General features: G+C 70.2%; 18 protein-coding genes. 11 read left to right on the top strand and 7 right to left on the bottom strand.

Annotated features, from left to right (window positions below):
- Positions 1-277: 277 nt before the first annotated feature.
- Together WJM96_RS03830 and dapF are read right to left on the bottom strand one after the other, a co-directional pair.
- Complete coding sequence (locus tag WJM96_RS03830) at positions 278-1,459, bottom strand: MiaB/RimO family radical SAM methylthiotransferase (RefSeq protein ID WP_424811097.1); 1,182 nt, start codon at positions 1,457-1,459, stop codon at positions 278-280.
- Positions 1,452-2,267: a diaminopimelate epimerase gene (dapF, locus tag WJM96_RS03825; protein WP_424811096.1), complete on the bottom strand. Its 816-nt coding sequence runs from the start codon at positions 2,265-2,267 to the stop codon at positions 1,452-1,454. The genes WJM96_RS03830 and dapF overlap by 8 nt, the downstream gene beginning before the upstream one ends.
- A 61-nt stretch (positions 2,268-2,328) precedes the next feature.
- On the opposite strand from dapF, the gene WJM96_RS03820 reads away from it, so the two are divergent.
- From WJM96_RS03820 to WJM96_RS03790, 7 genes are all read left to right on the top strand, one after another.
- A complete protein-coding gene (locus WJM96_RS03820) occupies positions 2,329-3,138 on the top strand; it encodes a hypothetical protein (protein WP_424811095.1) in 810 nt (269 codons plus the stop codon).
- Positions 3,139-3,318: 180 nt separating this feature from the next.
- Positions 3,319-3,525, top strand: coding sequence for a 50S ribosomal protein L35 (gene rpmI, locus WJM96_RS03815; protein ID WP_424811094.1), 207 nt, complete (start codon positions 3,319-3,321; stop codon positions 3,523-3,525).
- A 21-nt stretch (positions 3,526-3,546) separates the two neighbouring features.
- Positions 3,547-3,909, top strand: a complete 363-nt coding sequence (gene rplT / locus WJM96_RS03810) for a 50S ribosomal protein L20 (protein WP_424811093.1) — start codon at positions 3,547-3,549, stop codon at positions 3,907-3,909.
- Positions 3,910-3,993: 84 nt separating this feature from the next.
- On the top strand, positions 3,994-5,070 hold the full coding sequence (pheS, locus tag WJM96_RS03805) for a phenylalanine--tRNA ligase subunit alpha (RefSeq protein ID WP_424811092.1): 1,077 nt from the start codon (positions 3,994-3,996) through the stop codon (positions 5,068-5,070).
- Between the two features lie 147 nt (positions 5,071-5,217).
- Positions 5,218-7,689, top strand: a complete 2,472-nt coding sequence (gene pheT, locus WJM96_RS03800; protein WP_424811091.1) for a phenylalanine--tRNA ligase subunit beta — start codon at positions 5,218-5,220, stop codon at positions 7,687-7,689.
- Between the two features lie 95 nt (positions 7,690-7,784).
- Positions 7,785-8,147, top strand: a complete 363-nt coding sequence (locus tag WJM96_RS03795; protein WP_424811090.1) for a hypothetical protein — start codon at positions 7,785-7,787, stop codon at positions 8,145-8,147.
- A gap of 100 nt (positions 8,148-8,247) precedes the next feature.
- The gene (locus tag WJM96_RS03790) at positions 8,248-8,631 is read left to right on the top strand and encodes a hypothetical protein (RefSeq protein ID WP_424811089.1); all 384 of its coding nucleotides are present in this window, start codon (positions 8,248-8,250) and stop codon (positions 8,629-8,631) included.
- Here WJM96_RS03790 and WJM96_RS03785 read toward each other — a convergent pair.
- From WJM96_RS03785 to WJM96_RS03775, 3 genes are read right to left on the bottom strand one after another with little or no spacing between them, the layout of a single operon-like run.
- Positions 8,625-9,518, bottom strand: coding sequence for an amidohydrolase family protein (locus WJM96_RS03785; RefSeq protein ID WP_424811088.1), 894 nt, complete (start codon positions 9,516-9,518; stop codon positions 8,625-8,627). The two genes, WJM96_RS03790 and WJM96_RS03785, sit on opposite strands and share 7 nt — an antisense overlap.
- Before the next feature lie 5 nt (positions 9,519-9,523).
- Complete coding sequence (locus WJM96_RS03780) at positions 9,524-10,459, bottom strand: TAXI family TRAP transporter solute-binding subunit (protein WP_424811087.1); 936 nt, start codon at positions 10,457-10,459, stop codon at positions 9,524-9,526.
- 46 nt (positions 10,460-10,505) lie between these two features.
- On the bottom strand, positions 10,506-10,979 hold the full coding sequence (locus tag WJM96_RS03775; protein WP_424811086.1) for an Lrp/AsnC family transcriptional regulator: 474 nt from the start codon (positions 10,977-10,979) through the stop codon (positions 10,506-10,508).
- A 222-nt stretch (positions 10,980-11,201) separates the two neighbouring features.
- Here WJM96_RS03775 and dnaK point away from each other — a divergent pair, with 222 nt between their 5' ends.
- Together dnaK and dnaJ are read left to right on the top strand one after the other, a co-directional pair.
- Positions 11,202-13,115 carry a molecular chaperone DnaK gene (gene dnaK, locus WJM96_RS03770; RefSeq protein ID WP_424811085.1) on the top strand — a complete coding sequence of 638 codons (1,914 nt, stop codon included), beginning with the start codon at positions 11,202-11,204 and terminating at the stop codon, positions 13,113-13,115.
- A gap of 78 nt (positions 13,116-13,193) precedes the next feature.
- Complete coding sequence (dnaJ, locus tag WJM96_RS03765) at positions 13,194-14,336, top strand: molecular chaperone DnaJ (protein ID WP_424811084.1); 1,143 nt, start codon at positions 13,194-13,196, stop codon at positions 14,334-14,336.
- Between the two features lie 21 nt (positions 14,337-14,357).
- On the opposite strand, the gene WJM96_RS03760 is transcribed toward dnaJ, so the two are convergent.
- Positions 14,358-14,723: a PRC-barrel domain-containing protein gene (locus WJM96_RS03760; protein ID WP_424811083.1), complete on the bottom strand. Its 366-nt coding sequence runs from the start codon at positions 14,721-14,723 to the stop codon at positions 14,358-14,360.
- A 125-nt stretch (positions 14,724-14,848) separates the two neighbouring features.
- Here WJM96_RS03760 and dapB point away from each other — a divergent pair, with 125 nt between their 5' ends.
- Entirely contained in the window at positions 14,849-15,589 is a 741-nt protein-coding gene (gene dapB, locus WJM96_RS03755; RefSeq protein ID WP_424811082.1) for a 4-hydroxy-tetrahydrodipicolinate reductase, read from the top strand.
- Between the two features lie 4 nt (positions 15,590-15,593).
- Here the strand turns inward: dapB and WJM96_RS03750 are convergent, their stop codons facing one another.
- Positions 15,594-15,791 (bottom strand): hypothetical protein, encoded by a 198-nt coding sequence (locus tag WJM96_RS03750; protein ID WP_424811081.1) that lies wholly within the window; start codon positions 15,789-15,791, stop codon positions 15,594-15,596.
- 376 nt (positions 15,792-16,167) lie between these two features.
- On the opposite strand from WJM96_RS03750, the gene WJM96_RS03745 reads away from it, so the two are divergent.
- On the top strand, positions 16,168-17,907 hold the full coding sequence (locus tag WJM96_RS03745) for an MFS transporter (protein ID WP_424811080.1): 1,740 nt from the start codon (positions 16,168-16,170) through the stop codon (positions 17,905-17,907).
- Positions 17,908-17,971: the final 64 nt, after the last annotated feature.

The following is a 17,971-nucleotide window of genomic DNA, read 5'->3' as shown; positions in this document are numbered from 1 at the left end:
AGCACGACCGGCTCCTCCGCGCGGGGCGCGGGCACCGGCTCGGCCAGTTCGGCGCGCGCCGGGGGCGGCACCTCCGGCTCGCGGATCGGCTCGGGCGGGATCTCGGGGGTGGGAGGCTCCTGCACCGGCTCGGGCGCCGGGGGCGGCGTCTCGGCGGGAGGGGGCGTCTCCGCGGGGGGCTCGGGGGCCGGCGGCGGGGTCTCGGGGACCGAGGGCGGCGGGATGTCGCTGGGGCCGGACTTGCCCGTCAGGCGCCCCCAGAAGTCACGCAGGGCCATCAGGCGGCCTCCCCGATCAGCTTGCCGTCCATGACGGAAAGGATGCGGGCGCGCAGAAGCTGCCCGCGCGCGGCGCCCGGCAGCTTCACCGGCGCGAAATGCCGGGTGTGCCCCTGCCCGTCGCCTTCCATCAGGACCTCCTCCAACATGCCCAGGCGCGAGGCCAGGAAACGGCCGCGCTCGGCCTCGCCCGCCTGGCGCAGCCTGGCCGCGCGCTCCCGCCGCAGCGGCATGGGAAGCTGCGGCATACGCGCGGCGGGCGTGCCGGCGCGGGCGGAATAGGGAAAGACGTGCAGGAAGGCCAGCCGTGCCTCCGCCACCAGATCGACCATCGCGCATAGCTGCTCCTCCGTCTCGGTCGGGAAGCCGGCGATGAGATCGGCCCCGAGCGCCACATCAGGGCGTAACGCCCGCGCCCGGGTGGAGAGTTGCAGCAGGTCGGCCCGCGAATGCCGCCGCTTCATGCGCTTCAGGATGAGGTCGTGGCCATGCTGGGCCGAGAGATGGAGATGCGGCATCAGCCGCTCCTCCTCAGCGAAGAGGCGCCAGAAATCCTCGCCGAGCATGGCGGGGTCCAGCGAGGAGAGGCGAAGGCGCGGCAGTTCCGGCACCTCGCGCAGGATGGCACGGATGAGGGCGGTGAGCTCCGGATGGCTGGCCAGGTCCACGCCCGTCAGCACGATCTCGGCATGGCGGGCGGCGAGGTCGCGCGCGGCGGAAACGGCCTCGGCGACCGGCATGGCACGGGCCGGGCCGCGGCCCTGCGGGATGATGCAGAAGGTGCAGGAATGGTCGCAGCCCTGCTGCACGGCCAGGAAGGCACGCGTGCCGCCGCCCGCCGCGACACCCATGGGCATATCGCGCGAAATCGGCGCCACGGGCGCGGCCCAGGCGGCCGGGTCGAGCTTCCGGCCATTGCCGATGACGCGCGCCACGCCGGGCAGCGCGGCCCAGGCCTCGGGCGCGATCTGCGCGGCGCAGCCGGTGACGAGGATGGGGCGGCCGGGATTCTCTCGCGCCGCGCGGCGGATGGCCTGGCGCGCCTGGGCCTCGGCCTCGCCCGTCACGGCGCAGGTGTTCACGATGAGGGCATCCGCGAAGCCCGCGCGCGCGGCCAGGGCGCGCATGGTCTCGCTTTCGGCGATGTTCAGCCGGCAGCCGAAGGTGATTGCTTCAGCCAAGCTCGATTTCGCCGGTGAAGGCGGTGGCGACGGGGCCGCTCATCAGCACATGGCCGTCCTCGCGCTGCTCGATCACGAGGTCGCCGCCCGGCACTGTCACGGTGGCGCGCGCGCCGACCAGCCCGCGCCGGCGGGCATTCACCAGCGCCGCGCAGGCGCCGGAGCCGCAGGCCAGCGTCAGCCCCGCGCCACGCTCCCAAACCACCAGCTTCAGATGGTCCGGCGCCATCACCTGCACGAAGCCGATATTGGCGCGCCGGGGGAAGAGCGGGTCGTGCTCCAGCGCCGGGCCGATGCGCGGGATGTCCAGCGCGTCCAGGTCCGGCACGAAGAAGGTCGCATGCGGATTGCCCATCGAGAGGCAGGCCGCGTCCGAGACGCCCTCGGCCGAGACGGGTACGTGCAGCGTGTCCATCTCGCGCGCCAGCGGCACGTCGGCCCAGCCGAGACGGGGCGGGCCCATGTCGACGCGGAAGATCCCGCCCGGCAGGCGCTCGGCGCTCAGCTGGCCGCCGGGGGTGCGGATGGTGATGAAGTCGCGCCCCAGCTCGTCCAGCACCAGAGAGGCGGCGCAGCGCGTGCCATTGCCGCAGGCCCCGGCCTCCGAGCCGTCGGAATTGTGGAAGCGGATGAAGACATCGGCGTCCTCGGCGCGCTCCAGCGTCACGAGCTGGTCGAAGCCCACGCCGCGGTGGCGGTCGCCGACCTGGCGAATGGAATCCACCGGCAGGGCGAGCGCCGACTTCCGTGCGTCGAGGACCACGAAATCATTGCCCAGGCCATGCATCTTGCGAAAAGGGACACGCATGCAACCCATATAGGCGAGGAAAGCGCTTGGCGCGACGGGTCGGGGGCCCTACCTCCCGCGCATGCGACGCACAGCACCTCTCCTTTTTTGTGCAGGCCTCCTGGCCGCCTGCGCCCCGAAATATTCTGCGGACGAGTACGCGACCCGCGCCGTCCAGCAGGCGAACCCGGTCCAGCAGGGCGTGGTGGCGGGCTCGCGCCGCGTCGCCATCACCTCCGACGGAACGACGGGCGCTGCGGCGGGTGCGGCGGCGGGCGGTGCGATCGGCGGGGCGGCGGCGGGCGGCAACAGCGTCAGCACGGCGCTCGGCGCGGTGGGCGGCGCGCTGCTCGGCGGGCTGGTCGGCACCTCGGCCGAGCGGGCCAGCGCCAATACCGACGGCATCGAATACATCGTGCGCAAGACGAATGGGGAGCTGGTCTCCGTCACCCAGCGCGACATCGAGCCCATTCCGCTCGGGACGCGCGTGCTGGTGATCTCGGGCGCCCAGGCCCGCGTGGTGCCGGACTATACGGACAGCCAGACCGACGCCGCCCCGCCCCAGCCGCCGCAGGCCCGGCGCCCGGCCGCCCCGCGGCCCTCGCCCGATGCCCCGCCGGCGGCGCCCGCCGAGGGCACGGCCCCGCTGCCGCCCGCCCCCAGTTCGGAGAGCCTGGCCCCGCCGGAGGGCGCCTCGGCCTCGCCCGGCCTGGCCCCGATCGCGGCGCCCGAGGGGGCGGCCGCCAACCAGGTTCCGGCCGCGGCGGGCACCGAGGTGCAGACTCCGGCGGCGGCCGCCGAGGCTCCGGCCACGCCGGCGCCGGCTCCGGCGGCGGCCGTGCCCGCCCCGGCGCCCGGCCTTGCCCCCATCGCCGGGCCGGCATCGCCCTAGCGGCGGCGCGGCCCAGAATGTCTGCCATGCGCCGGCGCGCCCCCCTGGACTTGGGCGCGTGCCGCCGCTAAAGACCCGCCTCCCGCACCGAGGCCCTGGACAGCCCGGCCGGGGAAGCTCGCCTCCGTCGCATGGTGCGACAGCCTGGGGCAGCCCCAACCCACCGACAGGAGGGCCCGAATGTCCAAGATGAAGACGACCTCGAGCGCCAAGAAGCGCTTCAAGATCACGGCGACGGGCAAGGTCCTCGCCGGCCCCGGCAAGAAGCGTCACTGCCTCTCCGCCCGTAGCCAGAAGGCCAAGCGCCAGAACCGCGGCTCGCAGGTTCTGGAAGTGCAGGACGGCAAGACCGTCAAGCACTGGCTGCCCTACGGCCTGTCCCGCTAAGCCCGGCGAAGGAGAAGACAGATGGCACGTGTCAAGCGCGGCGTTACCGCCCATGCCCGCCACAAGAAGGTCCTGGACCTCGCCAAGGGTTACGTCGGCCGGTCGTCCACGACCTACCGCGCGGCCCTGCAGCGCGTCGAGAAGGCGCTGCAGTACGCCTATCGCGACCGCCGCAACAAGAAGCGCGATTTCCGTGGCCTCTGGATCCAGCGTATCAACGCCGCGGTCCGTGAGCACGGCATGACCTATTCCCAGTTCATCGCGGGCATCAAGGCCGCGGGGATCGACATGGACCGCAAGGTCCTCGCCGCCCTCGCCTTCGACGAGCCCGCGGCTTTTGCGGCCATCGTCGAGAAGGCCAAGGAAGCGCGCACCCCGGCCTGATTTCGCCGAGGGTTTAAGTGGTGTTTCGAAGGGCCGCTGCGCGTAAGCGTGGGCGGCCCTTTTTCATTTTGGGGAACCTGACCCATGACCGATGACCTCGCGGCCCTCGCGGCCAGCACCGAGGCCGAGCTCGCCGCCGCCGCCGACCTGCGCGCCCTGGACGCGGTGCGGGTGGGCGTGCTCGGGAAGTCCGGCGCCCTGACGGCGCTGCTCAAGGGCCTCGGCGCCATCCCGGCCGATCAGCGCAAGGAGCGCGGCGCCGCCGTGAACGCGCTGAAGACGCAGCTGGAGGCCGCCATCGAGGCCCGCCGCGCCGTGCTCGACGCCGCCGCGCTGGACGCCCGCCTCGCCGCCGAGAAGCAGGACATGACCCTGCCGCCGCGCCCCGCCGCGCCAGGCGGCATGGGCGGCATCCACCCCATCAACCGCACCATCGAGGAGCTGACGGCGATCTTCGGCGCCATGGGCTTCAAGGTGGTCGAGGGGCCGGACATCGAGGGCGACTGGTACAACTTCGCCGCGCTCAACATCCCCGACCATCACCCCGCCCGCCAGGACCAGGATACCTTCTACCTGCCCGGCATGGTGGATGGCCGCCGCACCGTGCTGCGCACCCAGACCTCGCCGCTGCAGATCCGCACCATGATCGGCCAGGAGCCGCCGATCCGCATCATCGCGCCCGGCCGCACCTACCGCTCGGACCACGACGCGACGCATTCGCCCATGTTCCACCAGGTGGAGGGGCTGGTGATCGACCGCGGCATCACGCTCGGCCACCTCAAGGGCTGCCTGACGGACTTCCTGCGCGCCTTCTTCGGCATCGCGACGCTGCCGGTGCGCTTCCGCTCGAGCTACTTCCCCTTCACCGAGCCCTCGATGGAGGTCGATATCGGCTGGAACCGGAAGACGGGCGAGCTCGGCGCCGGCACCGACTGGCTGGAGATCCTGGGCAGCGGCATGGTGCATCCGCGCGTGCTGGCCAATTGCGGGCTGGATGCGCGCGAGTGGCAGGGCTTCGCCTTCGGCATGGGCATCGAGCGCATCACCATGCTGAAGCACGGCATGGCCGACCTGCGCCCCTTCTTCGAGGCCGACACGCGCTGGCTGAGCCATTACGGCACGAGCCCCCTGTCCCCCGCCACGCTGCACGAAGGGGTTTGAGCATGCCGCACAGGATTATCGCCTCGCCGACGGCATCCGGCCGCGAGCCGGCCGGCGCCGCCCCACCGACCCGCCAGCTCGCGCTTCCGTGGCGCGGCGAAGCCAAGGCCGCGGATGCGGCCGCCCGGCGCCTGAGGGCATAAGAAAATGAAGTTCCAGCTCTCCTGGCTCCGCGAGTACCTCGACACCGATGCCAGCGTCGATGAGATCGCCACGACCCTGAATGCCATCGGCATCGAGGTCGAGGGCATCGAGAATCCCGCCGCGATCCTCTCCAGCTTCCGCATCGCCCGCGTGATCGAGGCCGTACAGCACCCGAACGCCGACCGCCTCCGCGCGCTCCGCGTCGATGCCGGCGACGGACGCGAGTATTCCGTCGTCTGCGGCGCGCCCAATGCCCGCACCGGCCTGGTCGGCGTGGTCGCCATGCCCGGCGCCTATATCCCCGGCACCGACGTCACGCTGAAGGTCGGCGAGATCCGCGGCGTGAAGTCCGAGGCCATGATGCTCTCCAAACGGGAGATGGGCCTCGGCGACGACCATTCCGGCATCGTGGAGCTGCCCGAGGATGCACCCATCGGCACGCGCTACGTCGATTATGCGGGCCTCGACGATCCGGTCATCGAGATCAAGGTGACGCCGAACCGCGGCGACGCGCTGGCCATCCGCGGCGTGGCGCGGGACCTCGCGGCCGCCGGCCTCGGCACGCTGAAGCCGTGGTCGCCGCCGACGGTCGCGGGTGTCTATGAGACGCCGCTGCAATGGCGCATCGAGGATCCGCGCGCCTGCACCTGGGTGCTCGGCCGCGCCATCCGCAAGGTGAAGAACGGCCCCTCGCCGCAATGGCTGCAGGACCGGCTGACCGGCATCGGCCTGCGTCCCATCTCGGCGCTGGTGGACGTGACCAACTGGTTCACCTTCGCCCTCGGCCGGCCGCTGCACGTCTTCGACGTCGCCAAGGTGAAGGGCGCCACGCTCTCCATGCGCATGGCGCGCGAGGGCGAGGAGCTGCAAGCGCTGAACGGCAAGACCTACGCGCTCAGCCCGGAGGACGGCATCATCGCCGACGCCGCGGGACCCGAGGCGCTGGGCGGCATCATCGGCGGCGAGCCCTCGGGCTGCGACGAGACGACCACCGAGGTCTTCATCGAATGCGCGCTGTTCGATCCCGTGCGGATCGCCCTCAGCGGCCGCCGCCACGGCGTCTTCACCGATGCGCGCGCGCGCTTCGAGCGCGGCGTGGACCAGGCGCTGCTTCCGGCCGCGCTGGACGCCGCGACGGCCATGATCATCGAGCTCTGCGGCGGCGAGCCCTCCACGGTCTCCGAGGCCGGCAGCGAGCCGCTCTGGCGCCGCGAGGCGACGCTGCGCTTCGAGCGCCTGACCGGGCTCGGCGGCCTCATGGTCCCGCCGCATGAGGCGGAGGGCCGGCTGGAGCGCCTCGGCTTCACCGTCACGGCGCGCGGCAGCGACCGCATCACCGTCGCCGTGCCGCCCTGGCGCAACGACGTGGCCGCGCACATCGTGCTCGACCAGGATCCCAAGCTCGACCCCGAGCGCGCGCGCATCGCCGCCGAGGGCTGCGCGGCCGTCGAGGCCGAGTGCGACCTGGTGGAGGAGGTGCTGCGCCTCGGCGGGCTGGATGCCGTGCCGTCGGTCTCGCTCCCCGTCGCCTCGCCGGTGCCGCCGCCGTCGCTCGACGCGAAGCAGGTGCGCAGCATCCTCGCGCGCCGCGTGCTCGCCGCGCGCGGGCTGCAGGATTGCGTGACCTACGGCTTCCTCGAGACCCGCATCGCCGCGATGTTCGGCGAGACCCCCGAGGCGCTGCATCTCGAGAACCCGATCGCGTCCGACCTCGACCAGATGCGCCCCACCCCGCTGGCCTCGCTGGCGATGGCGGCGGCGCAGAACGCGGCGCGCGGCTTCGCCGACGTGGCGCTGGCCGAAGTGGGCGGCGGGTACCGCGACACCTCGCCTGCCGGGCAGCTCGCCATGGCCTGCGGCGTGCGCTCCGGCGCCTCGCCGCTCAACTGGGCCTCGCCCGCGCGCCCCGTGGATGCGCTGGACGCCAAGGGCGACGTGATGGCGGTGCTGGAGGCGCTGGGCGTCCCCCTGGCCGCGCTGCAGGTCACCGCCGATGCGCCGGGTCACTACCATCCCGGCCGCTCGGGCGTGGTCCGCCAGGGGCCCAAGACCGTGATCGCGCAGTTCGGCCAGCTGCATCCGCGCCTCTGCGCGGCGCTGGACGTGCCGGCGGGCGCCGTGGGCTTCGAGATTTTCCTCGACGCCATCCCCGAGCCGAAGCGCCGCAAGAAGCCGGCGCCCGAGCTCTCGGCGCTGCAGCCGGTCCGCCGCGACTTCGCCTTCCTGGTGGATGCGGACGCGCCCGCCGAGAAGCTGCTGCGCGCCATCGCCGCGGCCGAGCGCACGCTCATCTCCGATGTCGTGCTCTTCGACCGCTATGCGGGCGAGCGCCTGCCGGAGGGCAAGGTCAGCCTCGCGGTCCAGGTGACGCTGCAGCCGCGCGATCGCACGCTGACCGATGCGGAGATCGAGGCCGTGGCGGCCAAGATCGTCGCGGCCGCGGCCAAGTCGGTGGGCGCCACGCTGCGCGGATAGCGCCCGATCCCACGGCTCCTGCCGCCCGGACCAAGCTCGAGGTGGCAGGCGGCCGGGCGGAGCGGCTAGCCTCTCTCCGAAAGAGGGAGAGCAAGATGTTCCGAACCATCCTCGCCGCCGGCCTGCTCGCGGCGCTCGCGGCAGGTTCGGCTCATGCCCAGGGCGGCGACGGAATAGATTGCATCGCCTCGGGCCGGCTGCAGATCCTGCGGGTCAGCAGTTACGAGGCGAGGGACGAAGTCGGCGGGTTGGTGATCAGCGTGGCGATCCTGAACCCGCAGCACGAGGTCCAGGCCTTCACCATCAGTTTCGTCGGCCCGGCACGGCATTCGGCGATGGGCCTGCGCGCCAGCCGTAACCCGCGCGAGCGCGCGGACCAATGGGTGGCGACGTTGCCGCCGGGTACCCGCATCTCCGACCGGCAGGTGCGCAGCCAGATACGTTTGAACTGCTACTGATGCCCCGAAGCATCGGCGTCACCCATCCGCCTGATTGGCAAAGCGGATTGGCAGGCCGCCGCGTGGGCCGTTAGCGTCCCTCCCATAGACGGAGAGAAACATGATGCTCAGGCCCATCCTTGCCGCCTCGCTGCTGACCGGCGCCATCGCGGTCTCGCTGCCCGGAACTGGCCAGGCCCAGTTCGCCCCCCAGAGCGTGGACTGCATCGCCACGGGCAAGCTCCAGATCACGCATATCGGCCGCAACCAGATGACGGGCGGCGAAGGCGGCGGGCTCGCGATCAGCGTGCTGATCTACAACCCGCAGAACACGTCGCAGCGCTTCTCCATCACCTATACCGGCGGCGCTCGGAACAAGGTGACGAACCAGGAGCGGAACTGGAGCGCCTACATGCGCCAGACGGAATGGGTAGCGACGGTCACCGGCGGCTCCTCCATCACCGACCAGCAGATCCGCAACAACGTCCAGCTGCGCTGCTACTGAGCGGCTCCGAACCCGTAGAGGCGCGCCGGGTTCTCCACCAGGATCTTCCGGCGCAGCGCCTCCTCCGGCGCCCATGACGCGAGCAGCCCCAGCACGTCGCCGTCATTGGGCATCACGCCCGTGAAATGCGCCACATGCGGCCAGTCGCTACCCCAGAGGATGCGGCCGGGCGCGGCCTCTATGACCGCGCGAGCCATGGCATGCGTGTCCGAATAGGGAAAGCGGTCCTCGGTGGAGATCCGCGAGAGGCCGGTGAGCTTCACCCACAGCAACCCGTCCCGCAGCATCGCCAGGAACTCGCGATAGCCGGGATGGTCCAGCCCGCCCTTCGCCACCTTGGTGTAGCCGATATGGCCGACCGAGACGGGCAGGCGCATCGCTTCCGCTAGGCGGCGCAGCTCGCCCGGCATTTCCTCCACATGCACCAGCAACTCCACATGCCAGCCGAAGGGCCGCAGCACGGATGCGACCTCGGCCAGCGCGTCGAGCGAGCGGAAGGGCATGCCGCCGCGGTCCACCAGGTTCACGCGAATGGCGCGGGCACCCTTCGCATGCATGGCGGCGATCTCGGCCTCGGTCACGCCCTCGCTGACCGCCACCACGGCGCGCAGCCGGTCCGGATGGGCGGCGGCCGCGTCCAGCACCGCACGGTTGTCGGTGCCGTGCACGCTCGCCTGGATCACCACGCCACGGGAAAGCCCGAGCGTGTCGTGCAGCCGGAGCGCCGTGCCGATTGGGGAGTCCGGCGGCGTGTAGCCGCGCGTGGCCTGGTAGGGAAAGCGCGCGCCCTCGAAGACGTGGAAATGCGTGTCGCAGGCGCCCTCCGGCATCGCCAGGGCGGGCTTGCGCGGGTTCGGGTCGGGCGCGGGGCAGTCGCGGATCTCCATGGTGCTCACGCCACCAGCCCCAGGCCGCGCAGGAAGCGCCGCACGCCCGGATGGATCAATGCGGGGTCCGCGATGGCGGCGGCCGTGTTCGCGGAGGTCGTCTCCGACGCCTGCGGCAGGCGCCGCCCCAGCTCCGCATGTGCCGCGTGGATGGCGGCGGCGAGGCGGTATCCCACCTCCTCCGGCAGGCCCGGCCGGGCCAGGACCAGGCTCCAGGTGCCGACCGAGGCGATGGAGGCGTCCTGGCCGGGATAGCTGCCGGCGGGCAGCGACATGGGGCGCAGGCGCGGGTCGGCGGCGACGATGCGCGCACGCTCCGCCTCGTCGGGGGCGAGGAACCGGCCGCCCTGGCGCGCCAGCGTCACGAAGCCCGGCCAGCCCGCGCCGCCGCCCCAGAGCGCGGCCACGCGCCCATCCATCACCATGGCGGGGCCATCGCCGGCGCGGTCCAGCAGGACGGGCTGGAAGTCGCGCTCGATGTCGAGTCCGAGGCCCGCCATCACCTGCCGCGCCAGCACCACGAAGCCCGAGCCCCGGGCGCCCCAGGCGATGGGCTTGCCCTTCAGCTCCTCGATACGGCGGATGGGACTGTCGCCCCGCAGGCCGAAGAGGCCGGGCTGCGCGTACATGGCGGCCAGCAGCGTCACCCCCTGCCCCGCCGCCAGCGCCGCCGCCGCCGTCTCGCCCGCGACGAGGCCGAGATCCACGCTGCCTTCCGCCAGCAGGCGGACGTTCTCCAGGCTGCCGGCGGTGTTGCGGGGCTGGATCGAGAGGCCGGGGTCCGTCGCCATCACGGCGCCCGCGAAGGCCTCGCCATAGGCCGGGAAGCCGCCGCCCGGGGTCGCCGTGGCGAGCGAGAGGGGCAGCGGCGCCTGGGCCTGCGCGACACCCGCCGAGAGGCCGCCCCACAAGGTCAATCTGCGCGAAACCGAGCCCGCCATCCCACCGGTCCTCCCCTTTTGCCGGGAGGCTATTCGGAAGCGCGCCTCAAGTCTCCTCCTCCTCGGGAGGCTGGATGACGGGCAGGAGCACCGTCTCCTTCACGGTGGCCATCGCGATCTCCACCCCCAGCCGGTCGATCCCCGCCAGGCCGCGGATCTCCTCGGCGATGAGCGTATCGAGTGCCGCGATGTCGGGCAGGCGCAGCTTCAGCAGATAGGACCACTCGCCGGTGAGCTGGTGGCACTCCAGCACGGACTCCAGCTTGCGGACGGCGCGGCGAAAGCCCGCATCCTCCTTCCCCGGTCGCACAGCCACGCGCAGGAAGGCCAGCAGCGGGCATCCCACTTCAGCCGGGTCGAGCTCTGCGTGCCACCCTCGGATCACGCCCCGCTCCTCCAGGCGCTTCACGCGCTCGGCGGTGGCGGAAACGGAGAGGCCCGAGACCTTGGCGAGGTCGGAAAGCCCCGCGGCGCCGTCCTGCTGGACGGCGATGGCGATCTTCCGGTCAATCCCATCCATGGCCGAAGTGTATACGGATTTCGCTCCGGCGTGAAGGAAAAATCCGGGCTGCGCCAAAGTCGTATCGGCTGGGGGCGAAACCTGGGCGCAACCATCTTGTGCCGGGCCTCGCCGCTCAATACATGGGCAGGGAAAGAAAGGCCGCGCGACGGGCGCGGGCTGCCAAGGGGCTTTGTCCGGTGCCTCCCCGGGCCGGGAAAAGCCGCCGCAAAGGAGCAGGGCATGAGTAAAGTCATCGGTATCGACCTCGGCACGACGAACAGCTGCGTCGCCATCATGGAAGGCGGCGAGGCCAAGGTCCTCGAGAACGCGGAAGGCGCGCGCACCACGCCGTCGATGGTCGCTTTCGCCAAGAACGGCGAGCTGCTGGTCGGCCAGAGCGCCAAGCGCCAGGCCGTGACGAACCCCACCAACACCCTCTACGCCGTGAAGCGCCTCATCGGCCGCAAGTTCGACGACCCGATGGTGCAGAAGGAGAAGGGCCTCGCCCCCTTCCACATCGTGAAGGCCGACAACGGCGACGCCTGGGTCGAGGTGGACGGCAAGAAGTACGCGCCGCAGCAGATCAGCGCGAACGTGCTCACCAAGATGAAGGACACCGCCGAGGCCTATCTCGGCGAGAAGGTGACGCAGGCCGTCATCACCGTCCCCGCCTACTTCAACGACGCCCAGCGCCAGGCGACCAAGGAAGCCGGGGCGATCGCGGGCCTCGAGGTGCTGCGCATCATCAACGAGCCGACGGCGGCCGCACTCGCCTATGGCCTCGACAAGAAGACCGCCGGCACCATCGCGGTCTACGACCTCGGCGGCGGCACCTTCGACGTGTCGATCCTGGAGATCGGCGACGGCGTCTTCGAGGTGAAGTCCACGAACGGCGACACCTTCCTCGGCGGCGAGGACTTCGACCAGCGGGTGATCGACTACCTCGCGGACGAGTTCAAGAAGGAGAACGGCATCGACCTGCGCGGCGACAAGCTCGCCCTGCAGCGCCTGAAGGAAGCCGGCGAGAAGGCGAAGATCGAGCTCTCCTCCTCGAAGCAGACCGAGATCAACCTGCCCTTCATCACCGCCGATGCCTCGGGTCCGAAGCACCTGGTGATGCAGCTCACGCGCGCGAAGCTGGAGGCCCTGGTCGAGGACCTGGTCGCCCGCACGCTGGAGCCCGTGAAGAAGGCGCTCGCCGATGCCGGCATGTCGGCCGGCGAGGTGAACGAGGTGATCCTGGTCGGCGGCATGACCCGCATGCCCAAGATCATCGAGACGGTGAAGGACTTCTTCGGCCGCGAGCCCGCCCGCAACGTGAACCCCGACGAGGTCGTGGCGATCGGCGCGGCCATCCAGGGCGGCGTGCTGAAGGGCGACGTCAAGGACGTGCTGCTGCTGGACGTCACCCCGCTGAGCCTCGGCATCGAGACGCTGGGCGGCGTGTTCACGCGCCTGATCGACCGCAACACCACGATCCCGACCAAGAAGTCGCAGACCTTCTCGACGGCCGACGACAACCAGACCGCGGTCACCATCAAGGTGTTCCAGGGTGAGCGCGAGATGGCGGCGGACAACAAGCTGCTCGGCAATTTCGACCTGACCGGGATCCCCGGCGCGCCGCGCGGCGTGCCGCAGATCGAGGTGACCTTCGACATCGACGCGAACGGCATCGTGAGCGTCTCGGCGAAGGACAAGGCGACGGGCAAGGAGCAGCAGATTAAGATCCAGGCCAAGTCCGGCCTGTCGGACGCCGACATCGAGAAGATGGTGCGCGACGCCGAAGCCAATGCCGAGGCCGACAAGAAGCGGCGCGAGGCGGTGGAGGCCCGCAACCAGCTCGACGCGCTCATCCACGCGACCGAGAAGACCATCGCCGACAATGGCGACAAGGTTCCGGCCGATGAGCGCGCCGCCGCCGAGGCCGCGATCACCGAGGCGCGCGGCGTGATGGACAGCGGCGACGTCGATGCCATCAACGCGGCCGCCGAGAAGCTCGGCCAGGCTTCGATGAAGCTCGGCGAGGCCATGTACAAGGCCGAACAGGCGAGCGCCCAGTCGGCGCAGCCCGGCCCCGAGCAGGCCGCCAAGCCGGACGACAAGGTGGTCGACGCCGAGTTCGAAGAGGTGGATCCGAAGAAGAAGAAGAGCTGAGGTTGCACGGCATTCCTCAATCCTTCGCGCCCGGGCCAGTAATGGCCCGGGCGTCGCTGCATTTCGGATAGGACTGGCATGAGCAAGCGCGACTATTACGAGGTGCTGAGCGTCAGCCGGGAAGCGTCGGACGACGAGCTGAAGCGGGCCTACCGCAAGCTCGCGATGCAGTATCACCCGGACCGCAACCAGGGCGACGCCTCGGCCGAGGTCAAGTTCAAGGAAGTCAACGAGGCCTACGAGGTCCTCAAGGACAGCGAGAAGCGCGCGGCCTATGACCGTTATGGCCATGCCGCCTTCGAGAATGCCGGCGGCGGTGGCGGCGGGCCCTTCGGGGGCGGCTTCGGCGGCGGCGGCTTCGAGGACATCTTCGAGGAGATGTTCGGCCGCTTCGGCGGGCGCGCCGGCGGGCGGCAGAACACGGGCCGCGGCTCCGACCTCCGGCAGGAGGTGCAGGTCACGCTCGAGGAAGCCTTCGCGGGCGTGAAGAAGACGATCCGCGTCCCCTCCTCGGTGCAGTGCGAGGCATGCAGCGGCAGCGGTGCGGAGGGCGGCAACGCCAATGTCCAGACCTGCGGCACCTGCCGCGGCTCAGGCAAGGTCCGCGCGCAGCAGGGCTTCTTCCTGATCGAGCGCACCTGCCCGACCTGCTCGGGCTCGGGCAAGATCATCAAGAACCCTTGCAAGATCTGCCATGGCGCGGGCCGCGTGCAGCGCGACCGCACGCTGAACGTCTCGATCCCCGCGGGTGTCGAGGACGGCACGCGCATTCGCCTCACCGGCGAGGGCGAGGCGGGGCTCCGCGGCGCGCCGGCGGGCGATCTCTACGTGGATATCGGCGTGAAGCCGCACCCGATCTTCCAGCGCGAGGGACCCAACATCATGGTCCGCGTGCCCCTGCGCATGACGCAGGCGGCGCTGGGAGCGAGCGTGGAAGTACCATCGATCGACGGCGGGCGGTCAGCCGTGAAGATCCCGGCAGGCACCCAGACGGGCGACAATTTCCGCCTGCGCGGAAAGGGCTTCTCCGTCCTGCGCAGCGCCGCGCGCGGAGACATGTACGTGCAGGTGGTCGTGGAAACTCCGCTCAACCTCTCGGCCAAGCAGCGCGAGCTGCTGGAGGCCTTCGAGGCCGAGGCGGAGGCCGGCGCGAAGCACTCGCCGGAGAATGAGGGCTTCTTCGCCAAAGTGAAGGAATTCTGGGACGGGCTGGGGCGCTAGGCCCCAGCCATTCCCAGTCCGTCAGACACCCCAGTAGTTGTCCACCATCGTCCAGTCGCGCGTGCCGACAGGCTCGTAGACCGGGGCGTTGTCCAGGCGGTCCTTCGTGATGTTGTCCACCACGAAGCCCTCGAGGTCGACGTCGTAGCGCAGCATGCGCCAGGGCAGCGCGTAGTGCTTCGAGCCGAGGCCGAGGAAGCCGCCGAAGTTCAGCACGGCGTATTCGACCGTCCCGGCGCGCTTGTCGATCATCAGGTCCTCGACATGGCCGATATGGTTGCGATCCGCGCCATAGACGGCCACCCCGTTGACGCGGCCGGCGGCGATGAGCACGCCGTAGGTGTCCCGGGTAAGATCGGCCGTGGTGGGCTGGCGAATGGTTTCCATGACGTGGTCCCTTTCCTGTGTCGTGCTCCCTCGTTGAACGTCCCGCGCGGGGGTGGGGTTGCCTTCCGCACCCCGCCGCGGGCATGACGATTCGGCTGCAAACAACGTTTCGGGAGTGGGCGGAGATGGGCCTTCGTATCGGCATCACCGGCATCGCCGGCCGCATGGGCAAGCTGCTGTCGGAGGAGGTGAACGCCGCCGGCGCCACGCTGTCGGGCGGCACGCGGCGCGGCGACGATCCGCGCGGCCTCTTCGAGGCCAGCGACGTCGTGATCGACTTCACCCACGCCCATGCCGCGCCCACGCATGCGCGGCTGGCGGCCGAGCTCGGCAAGGGCCTGGTGCTCGGCTCCTCCGGCCTCTCGGCCGAGGAGGAGGCGGCCGTGGCCGAAGCGGCGAAGAAAGCGCCTATCGTCTATGCGGCGAATTTCGCGACCGGCGTGAACATCGTGCTCGCCCTGGCCGAGAAGCTGGGCGCCGCCCTCCCGCCGGAGCAGTACGACGCCGAGATCGTCGAGATGCACCACCGCCAGAAGGTGGATGCGCCCTCCGGCACCGCCATCGCTCTCGGCCGCGCCGTCGCGGCGGGGCGTGGCACGACGCTGGAGGAGACGGGCCGCGAGAGCGGGCGCGACGGCCATACCGGCGCACGGAAGACCGGCACCATTGGCTTCGCGGCGCTGCGGGGCGGCCAGGTGGTGGGCGAGCATACGCTGCTCTTCGCCGCCGGGTCCGAGCACATCGCCCTCACCCATCGCAGCTTCGACCGCCGCGCCTACGCGACCGGCGCCGTGCGCGCGGCGCAGTGGCTGCAGGGCCGGTCGCCGGGTCTCTACGGCATGAAGGACGTGCTCGGCCTCGGCTAGCGGCTCAGCGCGGCAGGTGCGGCACGCGCGGGCGCGGGGCGTTGTTGGTCGTGAGCGCGGAGGGCCAGCCGATGCCGCGCTCGATCGCCACGAGCAGCAGTCCCACGCCCAGCACCACGAGCATGATGATGAGCTGCTGGCGAGAGGGACGGCGCCGCAGCCACTGCGAGAGGCGGATCGTGAGGCGAAGAAGCTGGTCCATCCTGGCAGTTGAACCTTCGACGGCCGTGCTGACCAGCCCATTCCCTGGCATCGCATCCCGCCGGACCGGCGCAGGGACGCTCGCGCAAAGGTTGCGAAACATGAAAATCAAACGACATCGACTAAATATCTGGTAATTCTTTATCCATTTTCTGTTGCCCATTTTGGTAAGGAATCGCGTCAGTATCGCGCTTGTGCACCCTTTTCCTGAAATTCCACTGGATCGAGGGGTAGTGGACGAATTATGTCACTTACAGGAATGACATTTATCGTTAAGTTGATCCTGGGGAGTCCTCTCGCCAGAAGGGAATCATGAGTCCGGGAATCGGCAAAGGCGGGGCCGCGCCGATGTCCGGATGAAAAAGAAAGGGTTGGGAATGTCCGCAAATACAATGGGGGCGCACAGCCCCAGGCCTATGACGCCAGGCGAGAAGAAGGTGATCTTCGCCTCGTCGCTCGGTACCGTCTTCGAGTGGTACGACTTCTATCTCTACGGCAGCCTCGCCGTGATCATCGGCGCCAAGTTCTTCAGCCAGTTCGACCCGAATACGCGCAACATCTTCGCGCTGCTGGCCTTCGCCGCCGGCTTCCTGGTCCGCCCCTTCGGCGCCCTGGTCTTCGGCCGCCTCGGCGACCTCGTGGGCCGCAAATACACCTTCCTGGTCACCATCGTGATCATGGGCGCCTCGACCTTCATCGTCGGCATCCTTCCCACCTCGGATCAGATCGGCATCACCGCCGCGGTCATACTCATCATCCTGCGCCTGCTCCAGGGCCTGGCGCTCGGCGGCGAGTATGGCGGCGCGGCGACCTACGTGGCCGAGCACGCGCCGCAGGGCCGGCGCGGCTTCTATACGAGCTGGATCCAGACCACCGCGACGATGGGCCTCTTCCTGTCGCTGCTGGTCATCCTCTTCACCCGCACCATCCTGGGCGAGGCGGCCTTCGCCGACTGGGGCTGGCGCATTCCCTTCCTGATCTCGATCGTGCTGCTCGGCATCTCCGTCTGGATCCGGCTGCAGCTGCAGGAAAGCCCGGCCTTCCAGAAGATGAAGGAAGAGGGCACCGGCTCGAAGGCGCCGCTGTCTGAGGCCTTCGGCCAGTGGAAGAACGCCAAGATCGCGCTCATCGCCCTCTTCGGCCTGACGATGGGCCAGGGCGTGGTCTGGTACACGGGCCAGTTCTACGCGCTGTTCTTCCTGCAGAGCATCCTGAAGGTGGACGGCTACACGGCGAACCTGCTGATCGCCTGGTCGCTCATCCTCGGCACCGGCGGCTTCATCTTCTTCGGCTGGCTGTCGGACAAGGTCGGCCGCAAGCCGATTATCCTGCTGGGCTGCGCGCTTGCCGCGCTGACCTACTTCCCGCTCTTCAAGATGATGACGAGGGAGGCCAACCCGGCCCTCTACGCCGCGCAGCAGAGCATCCCCGTGCGCGTGGTCGCGGCACCCGGCGACTGCAACTTCCAGTTCAACCCGACCGGCACGGTGACCTTCACCACCTCCTGCGACATTGCCAAGGCGGTTCTGGCAGGCCTGTCCATCCCCTACACCACCGAGACCGGCCCCGCCGGATCGCTCGCCGTGGTGCATGTGGGCAACAGCGCCGTGACTTCCTTCAATGCGACCCAGGCGGGCGCTGGCGCGGCGGCAGCACGCGCCACCTTCACGCGTGAGCTCAACGCCGCGCTGACGGCGGCGGGCTTCCCGCCCGCGGCCAACCCGTCGGTCGTGAAGATGTCGCATCCCTTCGACATCTTCCGCGAGCAGCCGGCCGTGATCATCGGCATCCTGTTCATCCTGGTGATCTACGTGACCATGGTGTACGGGCCGATCGCCGCGGCTCTGGTGGAGCTCTTCCCGACACGGATCCGCTACACCGGCATGTCGCTGCCCTATCACATCGGCAACGGCTGGTTCGGCGGGCTTCTGCCGGCCACGACCTTCGCGCTGATCGCGGCCACGGGCGATATCTACTTCGGCCTCTGGTACCCGATCATCTTCGCGGTCGCGACCGTCGTCATCGGCCTGATCTTCGTGCCGGAGACCAAGGATCGCGACCTCTTCGCCGACAGCGATGCGCCGGCCGCACGGCCGACCTACCGACCGGCGGAGTAGTTCGGAGATCGCCGAAACGGCGCCGGGGGCTTCGGCCTCCGGCGCTTTTTTTATGTGCCTCGCT

Origin of the sequence: Roseococcus sp. YIM B11640, assembly GCF_049727625.1 — a bacterium.
Taxonomy (GTDB): domain Bacteria; phylum Pseudomonadota; class Alphaproteobacteria; order Acetobacterales; family Acetobacteraceae; genus Roseococcus.
This window is presented reverse-complemented; position numbering and strand designations above follow the sequence as displayed.